The sequence below is a fragment of the Catenuloplanes sp. NPDC051500 genome (assembly GCF_044454585.1).
GTDB lineage: Bacteria > Actinomycetota > Actinomycetes > Mycobacteriales > Micromonosporaceae > Catenuloplanes.
In genome coordinates, this window is the sequence record NZ_JBITDX010000036.1 from 1 (window position 1) to 25,279 (window position 25,279).

A 25,279-nucleotide genomic window follows, 5' to 3' on the forward strand; every position below is an offset into this window, starting at 1 on the left:
GATGGGTTCGTTGTGCGGGATCTCGCGTCCATCTGGCGGGATGCAAGATCCTTGCGGCTCTGGTGGCCCTTATCGCGCTCGAATAAGGGCCACCAGAGACGCAAGGATCTTCACGTGGTCCTTCCTGACCCTTCGGCGTCAGGACGAAACGCAGAGAGAGGTACCCAGATGACGAAATGTCGGGCGCGTAGCGCTCGAACCTGGACACTGACCGCGGATCTCCAGATGAGCCGGGTCGTGAGCGTCGCCTGCGTCCTGACATATGCGGATCCGGTAATGGCTCCGTCTTCATGCCCGACCTGAAGCCTGCCGGAGTGCCGCGACCAGCCCGCACACCTGCGAAACTCTCGGCCTCGGTGCCAGCCCTTGCGACCGCGCAGACCGCAGCCGCTTCAACCCGCGGCCGCCTCGAACCAAAGCCGTCACGAACCAAAGCCGCCCCGACCCAAAGCCGCCGAGACGGCGGCAGTGCTGGTCTCGACCTCCGCGACCATAACGACCAGCCGAAACCACTCGCCACGCCCCAGCCCATCCGGTCGGCGGTCCCAGACGGCCGGACGCGAATGGGCAGCAGCGTCTCTGACGTGCGCAAGCCGGGGCCTGGACGACGCCACGGGTTTTGGTGACCACCCACGGATCGGAGGCCGCGGGAGCTCGCGGGGCCGGGCCACGGCGGGAGCGGGAAATCCGGTTTAGGCTCCTCGCCTGCGGCGGTAGGCCTCGATCTCGCCGTGCAGGTCGTTGATCCGGGCGGTGAGACGCTCGATTTCGCCGGCGCGTTCGGCCATGCGGCGCATCATGACGTCGAGGTCGTCGTCGGGGGGCTGTTCCGGTTCTGTGGGATGGATGGGATCCCCGTTTCGTTCCGTGGCCATCGTCGCCACCTCGGATGGTCGTGCGGGTGAGGGTGAACACCCGGTTACCCAGCGGGCTGGGCTTTCACTCGTCACTCAGCCGGGCGGCGCGTTCGCGCAGGTAGCGCTGTTCGGGGCTGCTTGCGGTGCCGGCGGCCGCGGTGAGGTACGCGGCGTGGGCGGCTGGCCGGTCGCCGGCGAGTTCCAGCAGGTGGGCGCGGGCAGCATGCCAGCGGTGCGAGATCTGTGGCACGTCGTCGAGCAGCGCGAGGCCGGCGTGCGGGCCGCGGGCCATGGCGACCGCGACCGCGTGGTTGAGCCGGACCACTGGTGACGGGTCGACGCGCAGCAGCAGTCCGTAGAGCGCCTCGATCTGCGGCCAGTCGGTGTCGGCGGCGGCTGTGGCCTCGTCGTGGACAGCGGCGATCGCGGCCTGGAGCTGGTAGGGGCCGGTCGGGCCGGACGGCAGCGCCGCGGTGATCAGCGCGATGCCCTCGGCGATCGCGGCGGCGTCCCAGCGGGTGCGGTCCTGCGCGTCCATCGGGATGATGGCGCCGTCCGCTGTGGCGCGGGCGTCCCGGCGGGCGTGGGTGAGCAGCATCAACGCGAGCAGGCCGGTGACCTCGGAGTCGGCGGGCAGCAGCCGGTGCAGCAGGCGGGTGAGCCGGATCGCCTCCGCGGCCGTCTCCGTGCGCTGCGACGCGTATCCCTCGTTGAAGATCAGGTAGAGCACGCGGAGCACGACCGCGAGCCGGTTGTCCCAGTCGGCACGGGACGGCAGGCGGAAGGTGGCGCCGCTGTCCCGGATCGCCGTCTTGGCGCGGGTGATCCGCCGGGCCATTGTCGTCTCGGGGACGAGGAGCGCGCGGGCCACCTCGGCAGTGCTGAGCCCACCGACCGCTTTCAAGGTCAACGACAGTTGCGCGGGTACGGAGAGCGCCGGGTGGCAGCAGAGGAAGAGCAGGACCAGGGAGTCGTCCGCATCGGTGCTCTCCGCCGGCGCCACGGTGAGCGCCCATTCGCGCCGGCGGCGGGCCTCGTCCGCGCGGAGCAGGTCGGTGAGGCGGCGGGCGGCGACCGTGATCAGCCAGGCGCGCGGGTTCTCCGGCGGGCCTGTCGCGGGCCACTGGCGGGCGGCAGCGAGCAGCGCCTCCTGGACCGCGTCCTCGGCCGTGTCGAAGTGACCGTACCGGCGGACAAGCGCGCCGAGGACCTGCGGCACGAGTTCCCGCAGCAGGTCCTCGGGCACCGCGGTCACGGTTCGAGCAGCTCGGCGCGCTCGTCCATCAGCGGGCGGACGTCCGCGTAGGCGCCGGCGCGGATGTGGGCGGGTGCCGGTACGTCGTTGAGCCGGGCGGCGATCTCGGTGGCGCGGTCGAAGCCGTCCACGTCGACGACCCAGTAGCCGGCCAGTACCTCCTGGGTCTCCGCGTACGGCCCGTCGGTGACGACCGGCAGGCCGCCGCGCAGGTCCGGGGCGACGCGGCGGGTGAGCACCGGTGCGGCGAGCGCGCGCGTCTCGACAAGCTCGCCGGACTCGGTCAGCTCCTGGCTGAACGCGGCCATGAACTCGCCCATGGCCGTCATCTCCTCCGCGGTCCAGGCGGGCCGGCCGGTGTCCTTGCCGCCCATCTCGTCGTAGTCCTGCTGGGTGCCGTAGCTCAGGATCATGTACTTCATCGCGATCTCCTCCTGGTGGGGACAAGTTTCGCAAGGGACGTCGGAGCCACCCACCGGAACCGGACAACGCCGGGGAAGAAAAATGGCGGCACCCGGCCACGCCGACCCTGACCGGTCGACGCGGCCGAGTGCCGCCGATACCCCGCCTCACGCGCTCCCGCCACCCCGGAGGGTCTGCCACTGCCCACAGATCGTGGCTGGTTCGGGTCGCCGCCCACTGCGGCCCGATCCGGGCGGGTGCGCGTGGTCAGCGGGCGAACTGAAGCCAGTCGACGTTCACGAAGTCGGCCGGCTGGCCGCTTGTGAACGTCAGGAAGACGGTGTGGTTGCCGGTGATGCCGGTGCCGAGCGCGCCGGCGATCGAGCGCCACGAGGTCCAGCCGCCGGTGCTGCCGACCGCGATCGTGCCGGCCGGGGCCGTGCTGCGCGAGTCGAGCCGCACCTCGACCAGGCCGGAGACGCCGGCCGGTGCGCCGGAGGCGGCGCGGACCGTGAACTGCCGGACCGGGTCGTTGCCGAACGCGACGTTGTTGAACTGCAGCCAGTCGCCGTTCGCGATGTAGCCGACCGAGGTGCCCTGGGCCGTCGTGCCCTGCTGGGCGTCCGCGGTCTCGGCCTGGAGCGCGGTGAACGCGCTCCGGGTGCCGCCGGGAGCGGCCGCGGAGGCCGTGGCGGTCGCGGTCGCCGTCGCCGTCGCCGTGGCGGTCGCCGTCGCGGACGGGCCCGGGTTCGGGTTGGATTTGCCGAACGGCTCGATGGTGACCTCGAACGAGCGCGGCGCCGTGTCCTGGATGTACGACGCGAAGTCGACCACGTCGTCGAACGCGAAGCCGTACGCCTTACCGTCCACAGTCTGCTCGTGGATGATCCGCGAGTAATGGTTGGCGATCGGCGTCCGGTAGAACGTGGCCGGGTCGGTGCTCGGCTGGTTCGGCTGGCTGATCAGCGTGCCGCGGTTGAAGCCGGCGCCGAGGATCGCCGCGACCGGGCCGGTGATGCCGTCGTTCGGGGCGGCCAGCGCGCCGTCGCAGAACAGCACGTCCTTCGTGGTCGGCTTCGCGAACGTCTTGGCGCCCTTGTCGAAGACGAACAGCCCGCCGGTGACCCGCCCGGTGAACGTGCCCGCGTTCGTGGTGGCCTTCAGGTCGGTGGTGGCGTACTTGGCCCACACCTCGTTGATCGCCGAGTCGAAGTAGGTCGCCGAGAAGAGGCCGGCGCCGATGCCGTGGCCGGGCGCGATGACGCGCAGGTTGTCGCCGATGACCAGGCGCTTGAAGTCGGGCAGCGCGCGGGCGGCGGCGAAGATCGCGTCCCGGCCGCCGGGCTTGAGCACGCCGGTGGTCTGGTCCTTGGTGCCGGTGAGCTTGATGCCCAGCGGGATGCTGAACATGTCGACCATCGTCGAGTTGCAGAACATGCCGGCGTCGCTGTGGGTGAACTCGACGCAGTCGTGAAGCACATTGAAGTTCGGGTCGGTGCTGACCCAGCCGGCCGGGAACTGCAGCGCGCTGTTGCCGGCGCCGTCCGTGACCACCTTGAACTTCAGCTTGTCCTTGATCGCGAAGTACACCCGGCCGGACATCTTCGGCAGGTTGATCGTGGTGGTGCCGCTCGCATTGAGCGGGATCGCGAGGTCGGCGAAGCCGTCGGCGCCGTTGTCCGAGGGTGAGGCGGGCGTGAAGACGCCGCTCCGCTTGACGTAGCCCTGGCGGCCGGTGACCAGCTCCGTGCCGACGATGTAGGCGAAGATCTCGCCGTTGCCGAACGTCCCGGACGAGTTGACGATCGTCATCGGCAGACCGTCGGCGGCGAACGCCCGAGAGTTGATCGCCGTGGCCACCACGGGAGCGCCGACCGCCACCGCGCCGATCGCTGCCAGGCCGAGGAACTTCCGTCGGGACGCCATGTGCAAACCGCCTCTTACCACACACATCACCCGTTTGGGGCGACTCCGCTGAATTGGACCTAAGCGAGTCTGTCCAACAGCACAACGGCTGGTCAACGGGTCTGCGCCCTAAGGAACCCTAAATCTGGAGAGCGTTCTCTGAGAGCGAGGGTCAAACCGCTGCCTGTTCGCGGCTGCCCCATTTGTCGGCGAACGCGCGCGCCTCGACCGCGCGGCCCCAGAGCCAGCCCTGGCAGAGCCGCACGCCGAGCCGGCCGAGGACGTCGCGCTGCGCCGTGGTCTCCACGCCCTCCGCGACCACCGTCAGGCCGAGCGCGGTGCTCATCGCGACCACGGCCCGGACGATCTCCTCGTCCGACGTGCTGGCGCCCAGGCCGGAGACGAACGAGCGGTCGATCTTCACGCTGGTGACCGGGTGCCGCCGCAGGTAACCGAGCGACGAGAAGCCGGTGCCGAAGTCGTCCACCGAGATCGAGACGCCGAGCGCCCGGAGGTCCCGCAGCGCACCCTCGCTGATGTCGCCGCCCTCCACCATCACCGACTCGGTGATCTCCAGAGCCACACACCTCGCGGGTACGCCGTGCGCGCGCAACGCCTCGCCCACCATCGCGGTGAAGCCCGGTTCGGTCAGCTGGCGCGGCGACACGTTGATCGACATCCAGAAGTCGTCGGTGACGGTGCCGTCCTCCCGCCACCCGGCCAGCTGCCGGACGGCGGCGCGAAGCACGTACTCGCCGATGCCGGTGATCAGCCTCGACTCCTCCGCGACCGGGATGAACACGTTCGGCCCGATCACGCCCTTCTCCGGGTGCTCCCAGCGGATCAGCGCCTCCGCGCCGCGCGGCTGCCCGGACTCCAGGTCGACGATCGGCTGGTAGTGCACGTGCAACTCGTCGCCGGCAAGCGCGTTGCGAAGCGCGCCCTCGATCTCCAGCCGCTCCTGCACGGCCTGGCGCATTGACGCGTCGAACACGGTCCACGTGCCGCGCCCGTCCGCCTTCGTCCGGTACATGGCCGTGTCCGCGTCCCGGAACAGCGAGTCGGCGGTGTCGTCCGCCCTGGTCGCGGCCACGATGCCCATCGAGCCGGTGATCACCACCTCGGCCGGGCCGATCCTGGTCGGCGGCTCCACGCAGTCGACGATGCGCTGCGCCTGGTCAAGCGCCTCCACCGCGGTGCCGCGCCGGACCACCACGAACTCGTCGCCGCCGACCCGGGCGATGGTGGCCTCCGGCGGCAGCATCGCGCGCAGCCGCTGGCCGATCTCCCGGATCAGGTCGTCGCCGGCCGGGTGCCCCCACGAGTCGTTGACGAACTTGAAGCCGTCCAGGTCCAGGTAGAAGACCCAGACCGGGTCGCGCCCGCCCGGATCCGCAAGCAGGTCCGTCACGATCTGGGTCAGCCGGCGGCGGTTCGGCAGGCCGGTCAGCTCGTCGTGGGTGGCCTGGTACTCGAACCGGGCCTGAGCCTCCGCGTTCGCCTGCACCGCGCTCACCGCGCGCAGGATCAGCAGCAGCACGATGACGGCGCCGCCGCACCCGACGATCGCCCGTTCCACAGCGGTCTCGGTGATCGTGACCATCAGCAGGAACGGCGCGGCCACGGCCGGGATGATCACCCCGAGGCGCGCCAGGGACCAGGGCTGGACCGGCAGCGGTACGGCCCGGACCAGCTCGCGGGCGGTCGGGTGCAGCGCGGACGCGCCGCCGACCGTGAACGCCAGCAGGAACGGGATGTCGAGCACCGGCGACCTGTAGAACACGCCGTCGTTGCCGATCACCGCGTAGGCGAGGTCGCCGATGAAGATCAGCACCATCATGCCGAGCAGCAGCCGGAACGCGGGCTGCCGGGCCGCGGTGCTGAACGCCAGCATGACCACGAGCAGGACCAGGATCGCGTCGAACGTGGGGTAGAGCGCGGCGAGCACCGAGACGATCGGCGGCCGGCCCGGGATGGACATCGCCGGCACCGCGAAGAGCAGCGAGAACGCGGTGGTGGCGCCGACGCAGACGATCAGGCCGTCGATCACGGAGTGCCTGTCGATTGCGCGGCGGCCGTAGGCGAAGTCGGCAAGCGCGGCGATCATCAGCACGTAGCCGGGGACTGTGAACGCCTCCGCGGGCAGCGCGGTGCCGTACGGCGTGACCACAAGCGGGCGCAGGATCGCGCCGGTGAGCATGAACGCTCCAGCGACGCCGAGTGTGTGCCAGGCGCGCGCCGGGCGGATGTCGTGCATCGCCGGGCTTGCGAAACAGGCCGCGACCGCGCCCGCACCGATCAGTGCGAAGTCGACGAGCACCGCGACGCCGGCCAGGTAGAGCCCGGTGGCGACCACGCCGACGGCAGCGAAGATCCACCACAGCCGGTCACGCCACCGGTCGGTGTCCGTCCCTGCACGTCCCACGAGCCCGCTCAGCCGTCCCACCCACCCCTGAAGGTCAATGATCAACCTCCTGATCGGCAGGCCACCGCCGATCCTGTGTGGTTTCAGGGCAGCAACCTGTTCTGGGATCCTCGTCGACCCAGGGGTAGCGTAGATCGTCTTCGGTCCCGGCGGGGTCGGAAAAACGGTCAGCGGGTCACTGAGGTGACGCGGCGGGCGATCGCGACAGTGGCGGCCCCGCGCGCCCACTCCTCGAACGGCAGCGGGCGGACCTCGATCGCGACCCGGGCCGCGGCGCCGTACGCGTGCTCCGCGATCCCGGCCCGCACATGCGGCTCCAGCAGGGCGAACCCGTCCAGGTGGTCGGCCGAGAAGACGACGAGCTCCGGGCCGACCAGGTTGATCACCCCGCCGACCGCCTGCCCGATGGCGCGACCCGCCTCGGCGAATGCCTCGCCGACCCGCGGGTCGCCGAGGCGGGCCAACTCGATGGCGCGGTCGAGCGTGACCGCGGGTGCGCCGGTCGCCTCAGCGACACGGCGCAGCAGGGCGGGCTCGGACGCGATCGCCTCCAGGCAGCCGCGCGCCCCGCAGTAGCACTTGGGGCCGCGGCGGTCGACCGGCACATGGCCCAGCTCGCCGGCCACACCGTGCGCGCCGGTAAGCACGCGGCCGTCCACCACCAGGCCGCAGGTGACGCCGGAGCCGACCGCGACAAGCACGAACGAGCTGGCGTCGGTGCCGAACCAGTTCTCCGCCTCGGTCAGCGCGCGGATGTCGTTGTCCGCGACAGTGGGCAGGCCTGTCGCGTCCGCGCACAGCTCGGCCAGCGGCACGTCGTGCCAGCCCAGGAACGGCTCGTACCGCGCGACGCCGCTCTCCCGGTCCACGTCGCCGGCCACGGAGACGCCGAGCGCGCTGACCTCCGGCGGAACCAGGTCCCTGATCAGGCGCACCACGTCGTGCGGCGTCCGGGAGTCGCCGAGCGGCACGCGCGCGGTCTCCCGGATCACCGCGCGCAGGTCGGTGACCACCCGGATCAGCTCCGTCGCCGTGACCTTGACGCCGGCGAACAGCTCACGGTCGGCGCGCACGTCGAGCGCGCCGGCCGGGCGCCCGATCCGGCCCGGGCCGCCGCCTGTGGTGGTCTCCACCAGGTAGCCGGTGTCGATCAGCGAACGGGTCAGCTTCGCCACCGTGGGCTGGGACAGGCCGGTGCGCCAAGCCAGGTCGGCACGATGCATCGGCCCGGCGGTGAGCACCGCCCGGAAGATGCCCGCTATCGACGACCGGCGATCCATGGACGGGCACGTTAATCAATGGACTTTCATTCGTCAAGCATTGAAGTGTTACGTGCGTGAGAACTAGGGTGCGGTCGTGGAACTCCCCGCGGAAGACCGGAACCGCTCGCCGTACACCGGGTGGACGCGCGCGCACTGGGAGGCGATGGCCGACCACCTGCTGGAGGCCGTCGTCCCGCACGCCACGCCCGGGTTCGCCCAGGTCCGGCTGCCGGGCCGGACCAGCTGGGCCGGCGTCACGTCGGACGGCCTGGAGGGTTTCGCCCGCACGTTCCTGCTGGCCGGGCTGCGCATCGCCGGCGACCGGGGCGAGACCCCCAGAGCCAAGATCCTGATCGAGCGGTACGCGGAGGGCCTGGCCGCCGGGACCGAGCCGGGCAACCGGTACGCCTGGCCGCGGATCGAGGACTACTCGCAGCCGATCGTCGAGGCCGCGTCCGTCGCGCTGATGCTTGCCGAGACCCGCCCCTGGCTGTGGGACCAGCTCGGCCGCGACACGCAGCGCACCGTGCACGCCTGGCTCGGCGGCATCGTCGGCAAGCGTCCCTGGCCGTGCAACTGGCTGCTGTTCCAGGTGGTCGTCGAGCAGTTCCTGGCGGACACCGGCGGCCCCTTCCGGCAGGAGGAGATCACCGGCGGCCTGGACGCGATCGAGGACTGGTACCGCGGCGGCGGGTGGTACAGCGACGGCGACGGCCAGCACTACGACCACTACGCGGGCTGGGCCATGCACCTGTATCCGCTGCTCTGGGCACGGATGCCGGGAGCGGACGCCGCACGCGCGGACCGCTACCGGGAGCGGCTGCACGCCTTCCTCGACGACTTCCGGCTGATGTTCGGGGCCGACGGCGCGCCGATGCACCAGGGCCGGTCGCTCACCTACAGGTACGCGGCCGCGGCCGCGCTGTGGACCGGCGCGCTCGCGGACGCCACCCCGCTGCCACCGGGCGAGACGCGGCGGCTGGCCTCCGGCGCGCTGCGCTACTTCGCCGACCGGGGCGCGCCGGACGAGCAAGGGCTGCTGCGGCTCGGCTACCACGGGCAGTTCCTGCCGATCACCCAGCCGTACTCCGGGCCGGCGTCGCCGTACTGGGCCGCGAAGGGGTTCGTGGGCCTGCTGCTCCCCGCGGACCACCCGGCCTGGACCGCGACCGAGGAGCCGGCAGCGGTCGAGCGCGCGGACGTCGACCGGGTGCTTCCCGCGCCCGGCTGGCTGCTGCACGGGACCCGGGCGGACGGCGTGGTGCGGCTCTACAACCACGGCAGCGACCACATCAAGGTGCCGGCCGAGCTGGGCGACGACCCGGAACGCGACGACCCGCACTACGCCAAGATCGGCTACAGCACGCACACCGCGCCGGAGACCGAGGCGCACGCGTGGGAGCTGAACGTGGACGGCCACACGGGCCTGACCCCGCCCGGCGGCGGGCCTGTCACCCGGCGGCGGCGCATCCGCCGGATCGGCACGGCCACCGGGTTCGCGGCGTCCGCCTACGTCGACGGGGACGTGACCGTGGAGACGGCGAGCGTGCGGTGCGGCGCGGGCGAGCTGCGGATCGACCGGATCACCGCGCCGGCCGGCTGGGTGGCGCGCGCGGGCGGATTCACTGTGGCGGGTGCGTCGACGCCGGAGGGGCGCGCGCACGAACGTACCGCCGAGGCGTCTTCGAAGGGTGTAACAAGCCGGATCGTGGGGCTGATCGGGTGGTCCGGCGCGGGGGTGCAGCGGATGTCCGGGGCGAACGCGTTCGGCGACCGGTCGGCCACGCCGTATCTGACGGCGGCACCCCATCCCGGCGGCACAGTGGTTCACGTCGCTTTCGTCCTACTTTCTGGGGATATTTCAGACGAAGTCCCGCGGGTGGCACAGGAACACGACGAGGTGGTGGCGGTCTCCGAGGACGGGGAGGAGATCCGCGTGCGCCTCGGCGGCACGCCCCGATACTCCCGTCGCTCTCCACGCGGCGGGCCGTCCATCACCTGGGATCCGACCGTCCCATGACGCCCACAATTGGAGGTCGGTGTGCTCACCCGTACCCACGTCGCCGTTGTCGCGGTCCTTGCCGCGGTAGCGGCGCTCCTCTCCCCCGCCGCTCCCGCCTCGGCAGCGCCGGTCACCGTCACCAACGCGGTCCAGTTCAAGGACACCGCCGGGAACCCGGTGCACGCGCACGGCGGCGGCCTGCTCAAGCACGGCTCCTACTACTACTGGTTCGGTGAGAACCGGAACGCGGACAACACGTTCCGGGCCGTCTCCGTCTACCGCTCCACGGACCTCAAGACCTGGGAGTTCCGCCGCGACGTGCTGACCCGGTCGTCAGCCGCGGAACTGCAGGTCGCGAACATCGAACGACCCAAGGTCATCTACAACGCGAGCACCGGCCAGTTCGTGATGTGGATGCACAAGGAGAACGGCGTCGACTACGGCGAGGCGCGCGCGGCCGTCGCGGTCTCAAGCACCGTCGACGGCGACTACACCTACCGCGGCAGCTTCCGGCCGCTCGGCACGCACATGTCCCGGGACATCACCACGTTCGTCGACACCGACGGCACCGGCTACATGATCTCCGCGGCGAACGAGAACTACGACCTGCACGTCTACCGCCTGACCGCTGACTACACGAACACGGCAGCGCTCGTCCGCTCCTGGCCCGGTGACCACCGCGAGGCCCCGGCACTGTTCAAGCGCAACGGCGTCTACTTCATGCTCACCTCGGCCGCCACCGGCTGGAACCCCAACCAGGCCCAATACTCAACAGCCACCTCCATCACGGGTACGTGGAGCGCCTGGCAGAACACCGGCGACAACGTGACGTTCGGCTCACAGAGCACCTACGTCCAGCAGGTCGGCAACGCGTTCCTCTACCTCGGCGACAGGTGGGGCAACTCGATCGGCGGCACTGTCAACGACTCGCAGTACGTGTGGCTGCCGATCGCGTTCCCGTCCTCGACCAGCATGAGCCTGACCTACGCTCCGGAGCTGTCGATCGATGTCGCTTCCGGAACCGTTTCGGGGCTCACATCAGGCTATGCCTCTCTCGCGGCCCGCCACTCCGGCAAATGCGCCGACATCCTGAACGGCAGCTCGGCGAACAACGCTGAGGCGGTGCAATACACCTGCGGCACCGGCTTCAACCAGCAGTTCTACCTCAAGAACCTCGGCAACGGGTACGTTCAGATACAGGTCCGGCACAGCGCGCGCTGCCTGGACGTCACGTCCGGCAACACCGCGGACGGCGCCCGTGTCATCCAGTACGCGTGCGGGCTCGGCACGAACCAGCAGTGGCAGGTGCAGGACGCCGGGTCCGGTTACGTGCGCCTGATCGCCCGGCACAGCGGCCGCTGCCTCGATGTGATCAGCGCCTCGACCTCGGACAGCGCGAGGCTTGCGCAGTACAGCTGTAATGGTGGGACCAACCAGCAATGGCTGCGGAGGACGCCCTGACCTTTGGTGGATCGGGGTGGCCGATGCGGTGACGACTGTCCTACTATCAGTCGCCCCTTCCACCTGAGCAGGACGGATGAACGTGAAAACGCGATATGTGTCGGTTCCCGAGCGCCTGGGCCTCTTCGGCCTCGTCGCCGGTGCCGCCGCACTCGCGTGGCCGCTGTTCACCTCCGCGACCGGGTTGGGTGCGCCGTGCCCGCTGTACGCGATGGCCGGCGTGCCCTGCCCGTTCTGCGGCCTGACGACCGCGTCCGTCGCACTCGTCCACGGAGACGTGGCAGGTGCGGTCGCCGCCAACCCGGCCGTGCTCGGCCTGGCGGCGCTCGCGGTCACCGTGCTGCCGCTGCTGGCGTTGCGCGCCACCCGGGTGGTCGCCGCGCCGCGCCCCGCCGGCCCGCGTGCGCGACGGCACACGGAGTGGGGTCTCGCTCTCCTCGCCGCGGCGAGCTGGGTGTTCCAGTTGAACCGGCTCGTACTGAGCTGATCCTTACAAGGAGCTTTTCGTGACATACCCGCCGAACCAGGGCCAGCCGTACGGCCAGCCGGACTACGGACAGCAGCCGGGCTACGGCCAGCAGCAGCCCGGCTATGGCCAGCAGCAGCCGCCGTCCTACGGGCAGCAGCCGCAGCAGCCGTCGTACGGTCAGCCGCAGCAGCCCGCCTACGGACAGCCGCAGTCGCCGGCGTACGGCCAGCCCGCGTACGGCCAGCCGCAGCAGCCCGCCTACGGGCAGCCGGACTACGCGAAGCAGCAGCAGGGCTACGGCGGCGGCTACCAGGGCCCCGCGTCCTACGCGAGCTGGTTCCACCGCGTCGGCGCCGCGCTCGTCGACGGCCTGATCGTGCTGCCGTTCTCGATCCTCGCGTCGGTGCTCGGCGGCTCCTTCAGCACCACAGTCGACCCGAACACCGGCATCGCCACCCCGGGAACGCCGAACGCGCTGTACTTCATCTTCATCGCGCTCGGCGGCCTCCTCTCCATCTACAACTCCATCTGGCTGCAGGGCCGGACCGGACAGAGCTGGGGCAAGAAGGCACTCGGCATCAAGCTGATCAGCGAGAACGACGGACAGCCGATCGGCCCGCTGCTGGTCTTCGTCCGCGGCATCTGCCACATCCTGGACACGCTGCCCTGCTACGTCGGTTACCTCTGGCCGATCTGGGACGACAAGAACCAGACCTTCGCCGACAAGATCATGAAGACGGTCGTCGTCACCGCGAAGTAATCTCGTCTGCTGTTCAGCGGGGCCACCAGTCGGTGGCCCCGCTTTTTTCTGCGTCCTCCCCGGGCCGCGATGTCGAATCGGGCGTGACTCGTTCGTATAGAAGCCGCAACCACATCTCCTGGAGGACGACATGACCCGCTATCTGCTCACCATCCAGCAGCCCGACGGCCCCGCACCAGAGCCGTCGGTGCTGGAGCCGCTGATGCGCGACGTCCGCGCGGTCGACCTGGAGATGCGCGAGGCGGGGGTGTGGGTGTTCGGAGGCGGACTCGAGGCCGCGGCGTCCGCGGTGGTGGCCCGGGACGCGCTGATCACCGACGGCCCGTACGCCGAAGGGAAGGAACACGTCGGCGGTCTTACGATCATCGATGTGAGTGATGGCGAGGAGGCCCTGCACTGGGCGAAGCGGCTCTCGGCGGCGACGACGCTTCCGGTCGAGGTGCGAGCGTTCCAGGGATAGGACGCGACGGCACGTGTCGGTTGCGCGAGCAACGCGCCAACGCGAGCAACGCGGACAGCAAGAGCGACGCGGCAGCACGAGTGACGCGGCACGGCGCGAGTAACACGCGAGCACTAGCGCCGCGGCACCGCGAGCAACGCGGCACCGCGAGTCGGTCGGCGCGACCGCGGCTGAGTGGTCGCAAGAGCTGGCGGCGAAGGCAGGGGATCCTGGAGGGCGGGTTGACATCGGCCACGTGCGTCCGGGGCGGGTCGGTCCAAGGCGCGCCGGTGCCGCGTCAGCGGCGGATGATCAGCGCGAGTACCGCTGGGTAGTCGCACGTTCCGGCACTGGCGCGCAGCGGGCGCGATACCGGAACGTGCCGCCGATCTCGACCCCTTGCTTACGCAAGCCTGAGGCGTGCGTAAGCAGCTTCGGATCCGCTTTTCGATATCGCCATCTGCAATAGCCGTTCGCCGGTTGGCTCAAGATCCTTGCGGCTCTGGTGGCCCTTATAACGGCGGCGAAAGGGCCACCAGAGCCGCAAGGATCTTCGATCCCGACAGGTGGATGATCGACTCCCATGCTTTGGACAGGCCGCGTGTGGGGCCGGCGCTTCAGGCGCTATGCGCCCGAAATTTTCATCCGGCGTGGTCGACGAGGCCGGCCCGGACGCCACGCACGGCCAAAACGCCCAAGCGCGGAGCATGTCATGACCGTAGCGGGGTCTCCGCCTTGCTGCCGGCGTTCCATGGTGAGGATCAAGCACCGCCAGGCGCCACTGAGGTTTGGCCGTCGCGGTGCGAGTCGGGCACTCCATGCCCGAAATTTCGATATATAGACGGCCGCCAGGCACGCTTATCCGGCCCAGGGGTAAGCAAATGCGCAAATTTCGGGCAGACACAGCCTTCGGCTTAAGGGCATTCGGGCACGAACATCCGCTGCACCACGAGAGCGATCGGGCACCACCTGCGCAGAAGCACGAAGACGTCAGGCGCGAACCGCCGTTGAGGCCTGAAGCCTGAAGCCTGAGGCCTGAGGCCTGAGGCCTGAGGCCTGAGGCCTGAGGCCTGAGGCCTGAGGCCTGAGGCCTGAGGCCTCAGGCCTGAGGCCGACCGGGCACCGACCGCCGCTGAAGGCTGAAGAGGGTCAGCGGAGCCAGGCGGTGGCGAAGGTGATGAAGTCGGAGGCGGCTACGGCGTCGGTCAGGATGAAGGCCAGGCTGAGAAGTGAGAGCGCCAGCAGAGCCGCCTGCGTGACGCGGGGTGCGGGTGCGGGGGCGGCCAAGGCGCGGACGCGGCCGAGGGCGTGGCTGCGGCGGGCGCCGTGCATGGCGGTCACGCCGGGGGGCGGGCGGTCGAGGGTGGCGAGGGCGGCCTTGGCGACGCTGCGGGCGGTCAGGTGGCGGTCGCCGACGGCGGTGGCGGCGTCCTCGTCGGCCCAGCGTTCGACCAGGTAGGAGACGGCGTCGCGGACCGGGATGAGAAGCGGGTTGAGCGCGGCGGCGGTGGAGGCGGCGGCGGTGATCCGGTGGTGGCGGCGGGTCAGGTGGGACTGCTCGTGGGCCAGGACGACGCGGCGCTCGGCGGGGGTGAGCAGGCGGATCAGGCCGGTGGTGAGCAGGACGTGGCCGGGGCGGCCGGGGACGGCGACGGCGTAGGGGGCGGACCAGTCGGCGATCAGCACGCCGCCGTCGGCGGGGTGGCCGGCCTCGCGCAGGCGGCGGTGGACCTCGTCGCGGCGGCGGAGGTCGGCGCCGCAGCGGACCAGGGCGATCATCAGGAGCACTGTCGCGGTGACGGCGATGATGTCGGGGACCGGCTCGGGCAGTTTCGGGCGGCCGGGCTCGTTGTGGGCAACTAGCGACGGCGGCAGGTCGTCGATCAGCGTCAGGACCAGGAGCAGCAGAGATGCGGTGGACGTGACGGCGGCGGTGAGGGCGGCGCCGGCCAGGGCCAGCGCGCCGGCGGCGGGGGCGGATCTGTCCGCGATCGGGCCGGCCAGCAGCGCGAGCGCGGCGGACAGCACGATCGGGACGTAGACCCACAGTGTCATGGCCGGTCCGCCTCCAGGAATGCGCGCAGTGCGGCGGCGTCCGCGTCGTCGAGCGCGGCCGCGAACTGCTGGAGCACCCGCTCCCGGTCCGGGCGGCCGGCGAGCGTGGCGCGCATGGTCTGTGCGGCGAACGCGGCCTCGTCCTCGGCCGGCCAGTAGACGTGCCCGCGCCCGGCCGGGCGGCGCACCAGGCGGCGTTTGTCATGCAGACGACCAAGAATCGTCAGTACCGTGTTGTACGCAAGCGTGCCGCCAAGCGCGGCCTGCACCTCCGCCGGCGTCAGCTCCCGCCCGGCAGCCCAGAGCGCGGCCATCACCTCGGACTCCAGCGCTCCCGGCGCCCGTCGCCCTTCACTCACCGCGACACCTCCCCAGGTATAGCGGTCACTCTAGCGCCGGGGCCGGCGACATCGACTCCCGCTGACGACGCAGGAACGACGCGGTCGGCCCGTTGTCCGTGCGGGTGATCGCCTCGTCGTAGGCCGCGGCCGCCTCGTCCGGCCGTCCGAGCCGGCGCAGCAGGTCCGCGCGGACCGCGTGGAAGAGCTGGTAGTCCTGCAGCGGCAGCGCGTCGACAAGCGCCAGCGCCGCCTCCGGCCCGTCCACCTCGGCCACCGCGACCGCCCGGTTCAGCGACGCCACCGGGCCCGGCGCGACGATCAGCAGCTGGTCGTAGAGCGCCACCACCTGTGCCCAGTCGGTGGTGCCGGTGCAGTGCACCGCGTTGATCGCCGCCTGGATCTGGTACGGCCCCGGCCGTCCCGCCCGCAGGCACGCCCGCACCAGGTCCTGCCCCTCGGCGACAAGCGCCGGATCCCACTGTGACCGGTTCTGGTCGGCGAGCAGCACGATCTCCCCGTCCGCGCCGGCCCGGGCTGGCCGCCGCGCCTCGGTGAGCAGCATCAATGCCAGCAGCCCGGTAGCCTCCGGCGCGTGTGGCAGCAGTCCCGCGAGCAGCCGCCCCAGCCGGATAGCCTCCGCCGTCAGGTCGTCCCGGGTGAGCGCGTCGCCGGCCGTCGCCGTGTAACCCTCGTTGAAGATCAGGTACACCGTGGCGAGGACGGCCTCCAGCCGCTCGGGCAGCTCAGCGTCGGCCGGCACCCGGTAGGGGATCCGCTCGTCCCGGATCTTCGCCTTCGCCCGCACCAGCCGCTGTGCCATCGTCGACTCCGGCACCAGGAACGCGCGTGCGATCTCCGCCGTGGTCAGCCCACCGATCAGCCGCAACGTCAGCGCCACCCGGCTCGGCATACCGAGCGCCGGATGACAGCACGTGAAGATCAACCGCAGCCGGTCGTCCCCGTACCCGTCCGCCCCCTGAGGCTGCCCGTCGTCCGCCAACGACAGCAGTACCAGCTTCTCCTGCCCGGCGCGCTCCCGCCGCAGCCGATCCAGCGCCCGGTTCCGCGCCGCCGTGATGATCCAGCCCGCCGGACTCGGTGGCGCCCCGTACTCCGCCCACCGCCGCGCCGCCGCGACGAACGCGTCCTGCACCACGTCCTCAGCGAGATCCAGATCCCCGAACGCCCGCGTCAGCACTGACACCGCCCGCCCGTACTCCGCCCGGTACACCGCATCCAGCTCGCTCTTCTTCACCCCACGACCTTGCCAAACACCCCTGAAAGAACCCTGAACCCGCAACAGCCGATCTTCCCGCTCCCGCGGTGGTGACGGCCCGCACGCTCCCGCGGGCAAACCGGAGCGTCGGGCTCCGCTGGCGCTCCGCACGTCGCTCCGGAGCCGGTCCCGCCGTGACAAGGGCGAGGACCCGCGGGTGGGTTTTCCCGGCCCCGCGCGGCACCGGAGCCCGCGGGAGCGTGCGGGCCGCGACCACCCACAGAGTGGGAAAATGAGTGTGATCGTGGGGTTTGTCAGCGGTCCCGGTATGCAGCGAGGCCGCCGAGTTCCTGGCTGGCGAGGAAGACGGAGGAGGCGTGGGTGAGCAGCTCCTCGACGTGTGGGGGACAGCCCCAGGCGTGGTCGCCCCAGGTGTCGGCGACCTTGAGTTCGGCCTCGGCGAGGCAGCCGTCGGGGCCGCCGAGCTGGCAGTAGGCCGGGTGTTCGGCGGTGCGCTGGGCGGCGCCGGCGGTACGCATGCGGGCGGCCAGCTCCATCGAGGCGTTGGCGCGGGTGTCGGCGTCGTGGCGCAGTTCCTGCTCGGCGCGGACGGCGCGGAGCGTGGCCAGACGGAGTTCGAGGTGCTGGGCGACGAGGCCGGCGAGTTCGGTCAGGAGGGAGGTCTCGTCGTCGGTGATGTCGCGGGGGGCGGAGTCGATCACGTTGACCGTGCCGAGGTGGTGGCCGTCGCGGGTGGTGATCGGGGCGGCGGCGTAGAAGCGGAGGTTGAGCGCGCCGCGGACCAGCGGATGGTCCATGGTGCGCGGGTCGACGAGCGCATTGTTGACCACGTACGGGCCGGCGTGCAGTACGGCGGATGCGCACAGGCCGGGTTCGGTGCCGATCTGGGTGACTCCGGGCAGGCCTTCGGCGGCGGCGAACCAGACGCGGTCGGCGTCCACGATTGTCACTGTCGCTATCGGCACCCGGAACTGGCGGGCCGCGATGCGCGCGACGCCCTCGAACGTGCCGTCGCGGGGCGTGTCCAGGATCTCGTAACGGTAGACGGCGGCGAGGCGCGCATCGACGCCGGTGACGATGCTGGTCATCAGACCATCTCGCCACGTGTGGGCCGGACCGCGACGGACACGGTGTCCGTCATGACCCCCGAACAGCGGCCTTGCGGGCCCGGTACTCGGCCGCTTTGATCCGGTTCCCACACTCGGCCATCCCACACCACGCACGGGTTTGCCCGCGGGACCGGTCCAGGAACACCCGGGTGCAGGCCGGGCGCTCGCACTCGCGCAGCCGCGTCTCCCGGCCCGCGTGCACGTCGCCGAGCAGCGCGATCGCCGCGGCGGCCACCTCTGCGGCGATCGCGGCGCCGGTGCCGGTACGCGCGGTGCCGGTGCCGGTCAGCACGGTGGCGATCCGTGGGCCGGTCGCGGCCGCGTTGACGGCCGCGAGGTCACCGTCCCGGGCCGGCTCGCCGGACAGGCCTGCGGAGATCAGCCGGTAGACGCTCTCGCGCAGCGCCGTCAACGCGTCGAGGTCCGCGGTGGTCAGCCGCGGGGGCACCGTGACCACGCCCGCCTCGACCGCCCAGCGGGCCGCGTCCGCCGGGGTGCACAGGAACTCCTCGGGTGTGCTGCGCCGCCATTTGAGCGTGCCGAGCAGGTCGAGCGCGAGATTCCCGCCGACGAAGACGAATTCCACGTCACCACCTTGACAGGTGACGGGCCGCTGGGCAATCGTCACCCCCTCAGGCGGTGACTTTTTCGGGAGGACAGGCATGGACGATTACCTCTACTTCGCCGGGCGGGCGCTCGACGGCATGGCCGGCATCGTGGCGGCGCTCGGCGACGATCTCGCGAACGCCCGCCCGTATTCCGGCGCCAACTCCCCGTTCGGGCTGCTCACGCACTGTGTCGGGGTCGCCGACTACTGGTCCGGCGCGCTTGTTGCCGGGCGTGCGGTCACCCGGGACCGGGACGCCGAGTTCACGGCCGCCGGGCCGGTCGCGCCGCTGCTGGCCGAGGTGGACGCGCTCCGCGAGCGGCTGGCCGAGGACGTGGCCGGCCTGGATCCGGCCGCGCCGCTGCACGCCACTCCCCCGCCCGCCTACGCCGGCCCGGACCGGACGCTGACCAGGGGCGGTGCGCTGCTGCACGTGCTTGAGGAGCTGGCCCAGCACCACGGCCAGATGGAGACGCTGCGTGACCTGATCGTCTTCGACCCGGCCGCCGCTCCGGACCGGCTGCGCGCGGGGCACGGCGTGAAATGGGGCTCGCTCCCGCCCGGCACGCTCGGCGCCTGGGTCGCGGACATGGACTTCCCGCCGGCCCCGGTGATCCGCCGCCGGCTCGACGCGGTCACCGACCTCGGCTATCCGCACTGGCCGCAGGGCGATCCGGTGGTCACGGCGTTCGAGGAGCGGATGGCCGCCCGCCACAACTGGACACCGGCGCCGGGGCGGACCCGCGTCTTCACCGACCTGATCCAGATCCTGCAGGTGATGATCGAGCACGCCACCCGGCCAGGCGACGCGATCGCGATCCACGTGCCGGCCTACCCGCCGTTCCTGGCCGCGATCGCACGCGCTGGGCGACGGATCGTCCCGCTTACCGTGGGGGTCGACCCGGGGGACCTGCTCCGCGACTGTGCGCTGCTGGTCCTGGTCAACCCGCAGAACCCGACAGGCCACGTCTTCACCCCGGCGGAACTGGAGGCGTTCGCATCGGCCGCGGAGTCCTTCGACCTGACCGTCCTGGCGGACGAGATCCACGCGGACCTGACGTTCGCGCCGCACGCGCACATACCGTTCGCCTCGCTGAGCCCGGCACGCACAGTCACCGCCACGTCGGCCACCAAAGCCTTCAACATCGCGGGGGTACGCTGCGCGCTCGCCCACATCGGGCCGGCCGCCCTGCACGAACGCCTCGCCGCCCTGCCGCTCGACTACTTCGGCCAGCCCGGTCTCCACGGCCAGGTCGCCACCGCCGCGGCCTGGCGGGAGGCGGACCCGTGGCTCACCGGCCTGATGGCGCAGCTCACCCGCAACCGCGCCCAGGTCACCGCCTGGGTGGCCACGCTGCCCTGGGACGCGCGCTACCGCGAGCCGGACGCCACCTACCTGGCCTGGATCGACTGCGCCGGCTCGCCGCTCGGCCCGGACCCGGCGGCGTACCTGGAGGAGCACGCGGGCGTGAAGCTCAGCGCCGGCGCCGACTTCGCCTCGCACACGGACGTGGACACCGGCTCGTGGATCCGCCTCAACTTCGCCACCGACACGGAGACGCTCACCGAGATCCTCCGCCGGATCAGCGCGTGCCTAGGCCTTGAGCAGCCCCCACGCCGCTGACCGGATCGCCGCGATCGCCGGGGCCTCGGTGTTCTCCGCGAGCCAGGCCAGCGCGGACGTGGACGGCGGCAGATCGGGCACGTCGAGGTAGACGACGCCGGGGCGGGCGAAGACCGTACGCGCGGCAGCCGGCAGGAACGCGATCCCCCGGCCCTCCGCCACCGCCGTCAGCAGGCCGTCCAGGTCACCGACCACCGGGCCGTAGGTGACCGGGGTCCCGTCCGGCCGCGGGTCGACGGCCCAGAACGCCCACCACTCGCGCGGCACGCCGGCCGGCACGTCAAGGAACACGTGCCGGCCCAGCCGGGCGAGCGGCACCGGGCGTCCGGCGCGGGCCAGCGGGTCGTCCGCGGCCAGGCAGGCCACCCGGGGCTCGCTGGCCAGCTGCAGCGACTCGATGCCGGGCGGCAGCGGCGGGCGGAGAAACGCCACGTCCACCTTCCCGCTTGTCAGCGCCCGGATCTGGTCCACGAAGTTGAGGCTGCGCACGCTCACCGTGATCGGCGGCTCGCCGAGCTGCACCCGGCGCAGGATCGCGGCCGTGTGCGGCATCGCCGCCTCGGTGTCGACCGCGCCAACGATCAGCTCGCGGTCCAGATCGGCGCTGCGGACCGCGGCGGCCGCCAACAGCCGGTCGACGGACGCCACCGCCTCCTCGATCACCGGCAGCAGCGCGCGGCCGGCCGTGGTCAACTCCGCGGTCCGGCTGGTCCGCTCGATGAGGCGCACGCCGAGCCGGTCCTCGAGCGCGCGGATCTGCATGCTCAGCGCGGACTGGCTGATCCGCAGCGCCTCGGCGGCGCGCCCGAAATGGAGATGGGTGGCGAGGCCGAGGAGCAGGCGCAGCTGGTGAATGCTCGGCTCGCGGCGGTCGCCCATCCGCCGATTCTGCTATCCCCGTGCTGACGGAGACAAGCATGTCGATCGATCAACATGGACGATCGGGCAGGAATCGGGGCACATTCGCGGGTACGCGGCGCACGCCGTACCCACGTACCGTCGTCTGTCATGAACCTGCTCGCCGACCTGACCCTGGTGCTGGCCGGAACGCTGACCGCCCTCGTAGCCGGTCTGTTCTTCTCGTTCGCGTTCGCCACCAACCGTGGGCTGGCCCGCCTCGGCGACACCGGCTACCTGCGCGCCATGCAGTCGATCAACGTGGCGATCGTCAACCCGGTCTTCCTCACCGCGTTCCTCGGCCCGCTGGTGCTGCTGCCGCTGGCGCTGATCCTGCGCCTCCAGGACGGCTGGTCCTGGGTGGGCGGGCTGCTGCTTGCCGCGTCGCTGCTCTACATCGTCGGCGGCTTCGGCATCACCGTCGGCGCGAACATCCCGCTCAACAACCGGCTTGACGCGGTCGACCTGGTCACCGCCACGGACGTGGAGGCGACCGCCGTGCGCGGCTGGTTCGAGGGCCCGTGGATGCGCTGGCACACGCTGCGCACCCTCGCCACCACACTCGCGGTGTCGTTGGTCCTGATCGCCGCGATCATCTCTTAACCTCGCCTTAGCTGTCACACAGCGCGCCGCTATCCGGTCCCGCGCGAACCTTCGGTGGTCGTCGGCAAACGACGATCACGACCACTCGGAGGTACGACATGAAGCGCACGAAGATGATCGCGGTGGCCGTGGGGGCGGCCGCGCTGCTCGGGTTCGGCGGGACAGCGATGGCGGCCAGCCTGGACGACGACCCGCGAGCGACGACCGGACTGGGCGCGTCACCGTCCTCCCCGGCGTCTGCATCGGCGTCTACTTTCGTCGACGACTCGGCCATGCCGTCGTCGTCGCGTTCTTCTGACGACTCGGGGGCGTCGGCGTCCGCCTCGTCTTCGTCTATGCAGGATGTGGCCGGCGCTGCGGTATCGCGGGAGGAGGCGGTGGCGATCGCGCAGGCCTACCTCGGGCAGGGCAGCGTTCGTGAGGTGGAGAGCGACGACGTCCGAAACGTCCCGGTCTGGAAGGTGGAATTCACCACGGACAGCGGCCGACGCGAGATCAACGTCGAGAAGGCGACCGGCACGGTGATCAGCGACGAGTTCGACGACCGCAGCGGCAGCGGCCACGGCTCCGACGACAACAGCGGCCACGGCCGCAACGGCGACGACTGACCCGGGGGTACGGCCGGTACCGCCTCCGCGCTGGGCAGGACCGACCCCGCTGCCGGGCGGGCAGGGCAGGGCCGACCCCGCTGCCGGGCGCGCTGGGCAGGGCCGACCCCGCTGCCGGGCGCGCTGGGCAGGGCCGACCCCGCTGCCGGGCAGGCCGGGCACCGCCGATGCCGCATCCCGGCCCGGCTGATTCGTGGCGGGCCGGCTCAGGCGAGCCCGAACCAGCGGCTCAACGGGCCAATCTGGCGGCAGCCGGTCCTCCGGGCCGGATTCAGGGCTTGTCGACTTGCCGACCCGGAAGCCCACAGGTCAGGCGGGCCGGCCGGCCGAAATCAGGCGCGGGGCGGGCCGAGGTGGAGCGTGATCATCGCGCCGCCCTGCGGGCCCGGGCCCAGTTCGAGCGCTCCTCCTGCGGTCTGTGCCGCCCGGCGTGCGATGTCAAGTCCGAGGCCGGTGCCACCGCCCCTGCTCTCGCCGCGCCGCACCAGGCCGGCCGGGATCCCCGGTCCCTCGTCCGCGACCGTGAGCGTGGCGCCGCCGCCGGGCGCGCGGGCCAGCCGGACCGCGAATGCCACCCCGTCCGGCGTGTGCGCGAACACGTTGCCGAGCAGCGCGTCCACCGCGGCCTCCAGATCGTCAGGGGCCAGCGCCACCGGCAGCGGGCCGGGCGCGATGTCAGTAGTCACCTCACGGCCGGTGTCCTCGGCCAGCACGCTCCAGAAGTCGACGCGCGCGGCCACCACGGCTGCGGCGTCCGACTCGCCGGCGGGCTGCGGGCCGGCGGCATCGGACGCGGCGAGGCGGGCCTGGCGGATGACTGCGGTGACCGCGCTCTCCACGCCGTCCGCGGCCGCGTGGACGCGGGCGGACTCGTCCCGGTCGCGCAGGGATTCGGCCTCCAGGCGCAGCGCGGTAAGCGGCGTCCGGAGGCGGTGGGACAGGTCTGCGACATGTTCGCGCTCCGCGCGCAGCAGTTCGAGGATGCGGCCGGCCAGGTGGTTGAGCGCGCGGGCGACGTCGCGCAGCTCGGGCGGGCCGGCCGGTTCGGCGCGCGCGGTCAACTCGGCGCCGGCCAGGCGGTGGGAGACCTCGGAGAGCTGGGTGATCGGGCGGACCAGCGAGCGGGCCAGCCGGTCCGCGACCGCGAGGCCGAGCAGCACCAGGACCAGGCCGAGCGCGGCCAGCAGCAGCCAGGACCGGGTGACGCCACGGGTCAACTCCTCCGCCGGGACCAGCGTGCGGATCACGGCCGTACCCTCGGCTCGCCCTTCGACCGCGATGACGATCTCGCGGCCGCCGTCCTCGGTCTCCACAGTGACGCTGCGGCCGGACGCGCTGAGCCGGACCGCGGGCGTGGCCGGGACCGGGTCGCCGAAGACGCGGCCGTCCGCGAGGAACAGTGTCACGTCGCGGCCGGACGTGGCGGCGAGCTGTTCCACTGTCAGCCGCAGCGTGTCCGCGTCCTTGGACGCGCCGACGACTGACACGACGGCCTGCGCGTCCGCGGTCGCGCCGATGGTGGCCCGGTCCGCGGCGACGGTCCGCAACAGCAGTGCCAGCGGCAGCAGGAACGCGATCATGGTGAGGCCTGTGGTGGCCGCCACGAGCAGCGCGAGCCGCCCTCTCACGCCGCACCGTCCGGTGCGCTCAGACGCACGCCCACGCCGCGGACCGTGTGCAGGTAGCGGGGTGCGGTCGCGTTCTCGCCGAGCTTGCGGCGCAGCCAGGACAGGTGGACGTCGACTGTCTTGTCCGCGCCGCCGTACGGGATGCGCCACACCTCGGTCAGCAACTCCCGCTTGGTGACCACCTCACCGGCCCGCCCGGCCAGGTGATGCAGCAGGTCGAACTCGCGCGGCGTCAGCTCGACCGGCGCGCCGGCAAGTGTCACCTCCCGGGACCGGGGGTCGATGCGCAGCTCGCCGACAGTGATCGCGGTGTCGCCGCCGTCCGCGGGCGCGCCGCGGCGCAGCACCGCCCGGACCCGCGCGTCGAGCTGGGCCGCGCTGAACGGCTTGACCAGGTAGTCGTCAGCCCCGGCGTCGAGCACCCTGACTATCTCGGCCTCGTCGTCGCGCGCGGTGGCGACGATCACCGGGACCGCGCTGACGGCGCGCAGCATGCGGAGCATCTCGCGGCCGTCCAGGTCGGGCAGGCCGAGGTCGAGCACGACCAGGTCGGGCCGGTCGTCGATGGCCAGCCGGACGCCGTCCATCGCGGTGCCGGCCGACGCGACGGCGTGCCCTCGCTCGTGGAGCGCGCGTACCAGCGGCAGGCGGATGGTCAGGTCGTCCTCGATCAGAAGCAGGCGGGCCACAGGAGGCAGGCTAGCCGCTCGGCGCGGGGTTCCCCGGCGTCTTAACCGTCCCTTATCCCCGCGCGGGCCGGCCTTTAGCGGCAGATCAGGCATAGTGCAGCGCATGAGTCGCCGTACCGAGATCGCCGTCGCCGGCTGGCTGGCGGCCGCCGTCGTCGCCACGCTGATCGGGTTGGCGGCCATCCGCCTGATCGGCGAGAGCATCGTGGGTACGCCTGACGGTGTGCTCTCCGAGCAGGAGGTGGCCGCGGCCGTGGCCACGCTTCCGTCGCCGTCCGACGCACCGACCACGTCAGCGCCGTCCACGTCAGCGTCGTCCACGTCAGCGCCGTCCTCGCCCGCGCTGTCGTCGTCGCCGTCCGCTGCCACGAGCCCCGCGGCCCTCGGCGGGGAGCGGGCGTTCGCGGTGACCGGCGGCACGGCCGTGGCCTCCTGCGCCGACGGCGACCGGGCGCGGCTTGTCACCTGGGCGCCCGCGCAGGGCTGGACCGTGGCCGAGGTCGAGCGCGGACCGGCCCGCGACGTGAAGGTGGAGTTCGCGGGTCCGGGTGGCGAGTCCGAGCTGCGGGTCCGCTGCCGTGGCGGCGTGGCGGTCCAGCACGAGTCCGGCGGCGACTGACTCCGGCGTGGATTGACTGCGCACG

The 25,279-nt window shown here is 71.8% G+C and carries 24 protein-coding genes; 9 read left to right on the forward strand and 15 right to left on the reverse strand.

The window, feature by feature from the left end; genetic code table 11:
• Positions 1–692: 692 nt before the first annotated feature.
• The 6 genes from ACIA8K_RS38590 to ACIA8K_RS38615 form a co-directional block, all read right to left on the reverse strand.
• Entirely contained in the window at positions 693–875 is a 183-nt protein-coding gene (locus tag ACIA8K_RS38590) for a hypothetical protein (RefSeq protein ID WP_396068452.1), read from the reverse strand.
• Between the two features lie 64 nt (positions 876–939).
• Positions 940–2,112 (reverse strand): RNA polymerase sigma factor, encoded by a 1,173-nt coding sequence (locus ACIA8K_RS38595; RefSeq protein ID WP_396068453.1) that lies wholly within the window; start codon positions 2,110–2,112, stop codon positions 940–942.
• Positions 2,109–2,534 carry a YciI family protein gene (locus ACIA8K_RS38600; protein ID WP_396068454.1) on the reverse strand — a complete coding sequence of 142 codons (426 nt, stop codon included), beginning with the start codon at positions 2,532–2,534 and terminating at the stop codon, positions 2,109–2,111. Before ACIA8K_RS38600 ends, ACIA8K_RS38595 begins: the two co-directional genes overlap by 4 nt.
• Before the next feature lie 247 nt (positions 2,535–2,781).
• The gene (locus ACIA8K_RS38605; RefSeq protein ID WP_396068455.1) at positions 2,782–4,440 is read right to left on the reverse strand and encodes a beta-1,3-glucanase family protein; all 1,659 of its coding nucleotides are present in this window, start codon (positions 4,438–4,440) and stop codon (positions 2,782–2,784) included.
• Positions 4,441–4,591: 151 nt separating this feature from the next.
• Positions 4,592–6,844, reverse strand: a complete 2,253-nt coding sequence (locus ACIA8K_RS38610; protein ID WP_396068456.1) for a putative bifunctional diguanylate cyclase/phosphodiesterase — start codon at positions 6,842–6,844, stop codon at positions 4,592–4,594.
• 167 nt (positions 6,845–7,011) lie between these two features.
• Positions 7,012–8,124 (reverse strand): ROK family protein, encoded by a 1,113-nt coding sequence (locus tag ACIA8K_RS38615; RefSeq protein WP_396068457.1) that lies wholly within the window; start codon positions 8,122–8,124, stop codon positions 7,012–7,014.
• 76 nt (positions 8,125–8,200) lie between these two features.
• Here ACIA8K_RS38615 and ACIA8K_RS38620 point away from each other — a divergent pair, with 76 nt between their 5' ends.
• The 5 genes from ACIA8K_RS38620 (at position 8,201) to ACIA8K_RS38640 (ending at position 13,258) form a co-directional block, all read left to right on the forward strand.
• A complete protein-coding gene (locus ACIA8K_RS38620) occupies positions 8,201–10,126 on the forward strand; it encodes a DUF2264 domain-containing protein (RefSeq protein ID WP_396068458.1) in 1,926 nt (641 codons plus the stop codon).
• Positions 10,127–10,147: 21 nt separating this feature from the next.
• The gene (locus ACIA8K_RS38625; RefSeq protein WP_396068459.1) at positions 10,148–11,569 is read left to right on the forward strand and encodes an RICIN domain-containing protein; all 1,422 of its coding nucleotides are present in this window, start codon (positions 10,148–10,150) and stop codon (positions 11,567–11,569) included.
• Between the two features lie 76 nt (positions 11,570–11,645).
• Positions 11,646–12,056 carry a DUF2752 domain-containing protein gene (locus tag ACIA8K_RS38630; RefSeq protein ID WP_396068460.1) on the forward strand — a complete coding sequence of 137 codons (411 nt, stop codon included), beginning with the start codon at positions 11,646–11,648 and terminating at the stop codon, positions 12,054–12,056.
• A 19-nt stretch (positions 12,057–12,075) separates the two neighbouring features.
• Positions 12,076–12,798: an RDD family protein gene (locus ACIA8K_RS38635; RefSeq protein ID WP_396068461.1), complete on the forward strand. Its 723-nt coding sequence runs from the start codon at positions 12,076–12,078 to the stop codon at positions 12,796–12,798.
• Between the two features lie 130 nt (positions 12,799–12,928).
• Positions 12,929–13,258, forward strand: a complete 330-nt coding sequence (locus ACIA8K_RS38640; RefSeq protein WP_396068462.1) for a YciI family protein — start codon at positions 12,929–12,931, stop codon at positions 13,256–13,258.
• A gap of 893 nt (positions 13,259–14,151) precedes the next feature.
• Here ACIA8K_RS38640 and ACIA8K_RS38645 read toward each other — a convergent pair.
• The 6 genes from ACIA8K_RS38645 to ACIA8K_RS38670 all read right to left on the reverse strand — a co-directional run bounded on the left by ACIA8K_RS38645 (position 14,152) and on the right by ACIA8K_RS38670 (position 18,565).
• Complete coding sequence (locus ACIA8K_RS38645) at positions 14,152–14,340, reverse strand: hypothetical protein (RefSeq protein WP_396068502.1); 189 nt, start codon at positions 14,338–14,340, stop codon at positions 14,152–14,154.
• 46 nt (positions 14,341–14,386) lie between these two features.
• Positions 14,387–15,292, reverse strand: coding sequence for a M56 family metallopeptidase (locus ACIA8K_RS38650; RefSeq protein WP_396068463.1), 906 nt, complete (start codon positions 15,290–15,292; stop codon positions 14,387–14,389).
• The gene (locus ACIA8K_RS38655; protein WP_396068464.1) at positions 15,289–15,651 is read right to left on the reverse strand and encodes a BlaI/MecI/CopY family transcriptional regulator; all 363 of its coding nucleotides are present in this window, start codon (positions 15,649–15,651) and stop codon (positions 15,289–15,291) included. Before ACIA8K_RS38655 ends, ACIA8K_RS38650 begins: the two co-directional genes overlap by 4 nt.
• A gap of 25 nt (positions 15,652–15,676) precedes the next feature.
• Entirely contained in the window at positions 15,677–16,888 is a 1,212-nt protein-coding gene (locus ACIA8K_RS38660) for an RNA polymerase sigma factor (RefSeq protein WP_396068465.1), read from the reverse strand.
• A 275-nt stretch (positions 16,889–17,163) separates the two neighbouring features.
• Complete coding sequence (locus ACIA8K_RS38665) at positions 17,164–17,958, reverse strand: GAF domain-containing protein (RefSeq protein WP_396068466.1); 795 nt, start codon at positions 17,956–17,958, stop codon at positions 17,164–17,166.
• A 49-nt stretch (positions 17,959–18,007) separates the two neighbouring features.
• Positions 18,008–18,565 (reverse strand): CGNR zinc finger domain-containing protein, encoded by a 558-nt coding sequence (locus ACIA8K_RS38670; RefSeq protein WP_396068467.1) that lies wholly within the window; start codon positions 18,563–18,565, stop codon positions 18,008–18,010.
• 76 nt (positions 18,566–18,641) lie between these two features.
• On the opposite strand from ACIA8K_RS38670, the gene ACIA8K_RS38675 reads away from it, so the two are divergent.
• Positions 18,642–20,210, forward strand: coding sequence for an aminotransferase class I/II-fold pyridoxal phosphate-dependent enzyme (locus tag ACIA8K_RS38675; protein WP_396068468.1), 1,569 nt, complete (start codon positions 18,642–18,644; stop codon positions 20,208–20,210).
• On the opposite strand, the gene ACIA8K_RS38680 is transcribed toward ACIA8K_RS38675, so the two are convergent.
• Positions 20,181–21,089 (reverse strand): LysR family transcriptional regulator, encoded by a 909-nt coding sequence (locus ACIA8K_RS38680; RefSeq protein ID WP_396068469.1) that lies wholly within the window; start codon positions 21,087–21,089, stop codon positions 20,181–20,183. The two genes, ACIA8K_RS38675 and ACIA8K_RS38680, sit on opposite strands and share 30 nt — an antisense overlap.
• 129 nt (positions 21,090–21,218) lie before the next feature.
• Here ACIA8K_RS38680 and ACIA8K_RS38685 point away from each other — a divergent pair, with 129 nt between their 5' ends.
• Together ACIA8K_RS38685 and ACIA8K_RS38690 are read left to right on the forward strand one after the other, a co-directional pair.
• The gene (locus tag ACIA8K_RS38685) at positions 21,219–21,710 is read left to right on the forward strand and encodes a DUF1772 domain-containing protein (protein WP_396068470.1); all 492 of its coding nucleotides are present in this window, start codon (positions 21,219–21,221) and stop codon (positions 21,708–21,710) included.
• 98 nt (positions 21,711–21,808) lie between these two features.
• Entirely contained in the window at positions 21,809–22,318 is a 510-nt protein-coding gene (locus ACIA8K_RS38690; protein WP_396068471.1) for a PepSY domain-containing protein, read from the forward strand.
• Between the two features lie 332 nt (positions 22,319–22,650).
• On the opposite strand, the gene ACIA8K_RS38695 is transcribed toward ACIA8K_RS38690, so the two are convergent.
• Both ACIA8K_RS38695 and ACIA8K_RS38700 read right to left on the reverse strand, forming a co-directional pair.
• Positions 22,651–23,946, reverse strand: a complete 1,296-nt coding sequence (locus ACIA8K_RS38695) for a sensor histidine kinase (protein ID WP_396068472.1) — start codon at positions 23,944–23,946, stop codon at positions 22,651–22,653.
• The gene (locus ACIA8K_RS38700; protein WP_396068473.1) at positions 23,943–24,635 is read right to left on the reverse strand and encodes a response regulator transcription factor; all 693 of its coding nucleotides are present in this window, start codon (positions 24,633–24,635) and stop codon (positions 23,943–23,945) included. Before ACIA8K_RS38700 ends, ACIA8K_RS38695 begins: the two co-directional genes overlap by 4 nt.
• Before the next feature lie 103 nt (positions 24,636–24,738).
• Here ACIA8K_RS38700 and ACIA8K_RS38705 point away from each other — a divergent pair, with 103 nt between their 5' ends.
• Entirely contained in the window at positions 24,739–25,254 is a 516-nt protein-coding gene (locus tag ACIA8K_RS38705) for a septum formation initiator (protein ID WP_396068474.1), read from the forward strand.
• Positions 25,255–25,279: the final 25 nt, after the last annotated feature.

Bases quoted from the DNA above. Each gene is read 5' to 3' on its own strand.
- ACIA8K_RS38590 (WP_396068452.1), bottom strand. From the start codon at position 875: ATGGCCACGGAACGAAACGGGGATCCCATCCATCCCACAGAACCGGAA.
- ACIA8K_RS38600 (WP_396068454.1), bottom strand. From the start codon at position 2,534: ATGAAGTACATGATCCTGAGCTACGGCACCCAGCAGGACTACGACGAG.
- ACIA8K_RS38605 (WP_396068455.1), bottom strand. From the start codon at position 4,440: ATGGCGTCCCGACGGAAGTTCCTCGGCCTGGCAGCGATCGGCGCGGTG.
- ACIA8K_RS38615 (WP_396068457.1), bottom strand. From the start codon at position 8,124: ATGGATCGCCGGTCGTCGATAGCGGGCATCTTCCGGGCGGTGCTCACC.
- ACIA8K_RS38630 (WP_396068460.1), top strand. From the start codon at position 11,646: ATGAACGTGAAAACGCGATATGTGTCGGTTCCCGAGCGCCTGGGCCTC.
- ACIA8K_RS38640 (WP_396068462.1), top strand. From the start codon at position 12,929: ATGACCCGCTATCTGCTCACCATCCAGCAGCCCGACGGCCCCGCACCA.
- ACIA8K_RS38650 (WP_396068463.1), bottom strand. From the start codon at position 15,292: ATGACACTGTGGGTCTACGTCCCGATCGTGCTGTCCGCCGCGCTCGCG.
- ACIA8K_RS38665 (WP_396068466.1), bottom strand. From the start codon at position 17,958: ATGACCAGCATCGTCACCGGCGTCGATGCGCGCCTCGCCGCCGTCTAC.
- ACIA8K_RS38675 (WP_396068468.1), top strand. From the start codon at position 18,642: ATGGACGATTACCTCTACTTCGCCGGGCGGGCGCTCGACGGCATGGCC.
- ACIA8K_RS38680 (WP_396068469.1), bottom strand. From the start codon at position 21,089: ATGGGCGACCGCCGCGAGCCGAGCATTCACCAGCTGCGCCTGCTCCTC.
- ACIA8K_RS38685 (WP_396068470.1), top strand. From the start codon at position 21,219: ATGAACCTGCTCGCCGACCTGACCCTGGTGCTGGCCGGAACGCTGACC.
- ACIA8K_RS38690 (WP_396068471.1), top strand. From the start codon at position 21,809: ATGAAGCGCACGAAGATGATCGCGGTGGCCGTGGGGGCGGCCGCGCTG.
- ACIA8K_RS38705 (WP_396068474.1), top strand. From the start codon at position 24,739: ATGAGTCGCCGTACCGAGATCGCCGTCGCCGGCTGGCTGGCGGCCGCC.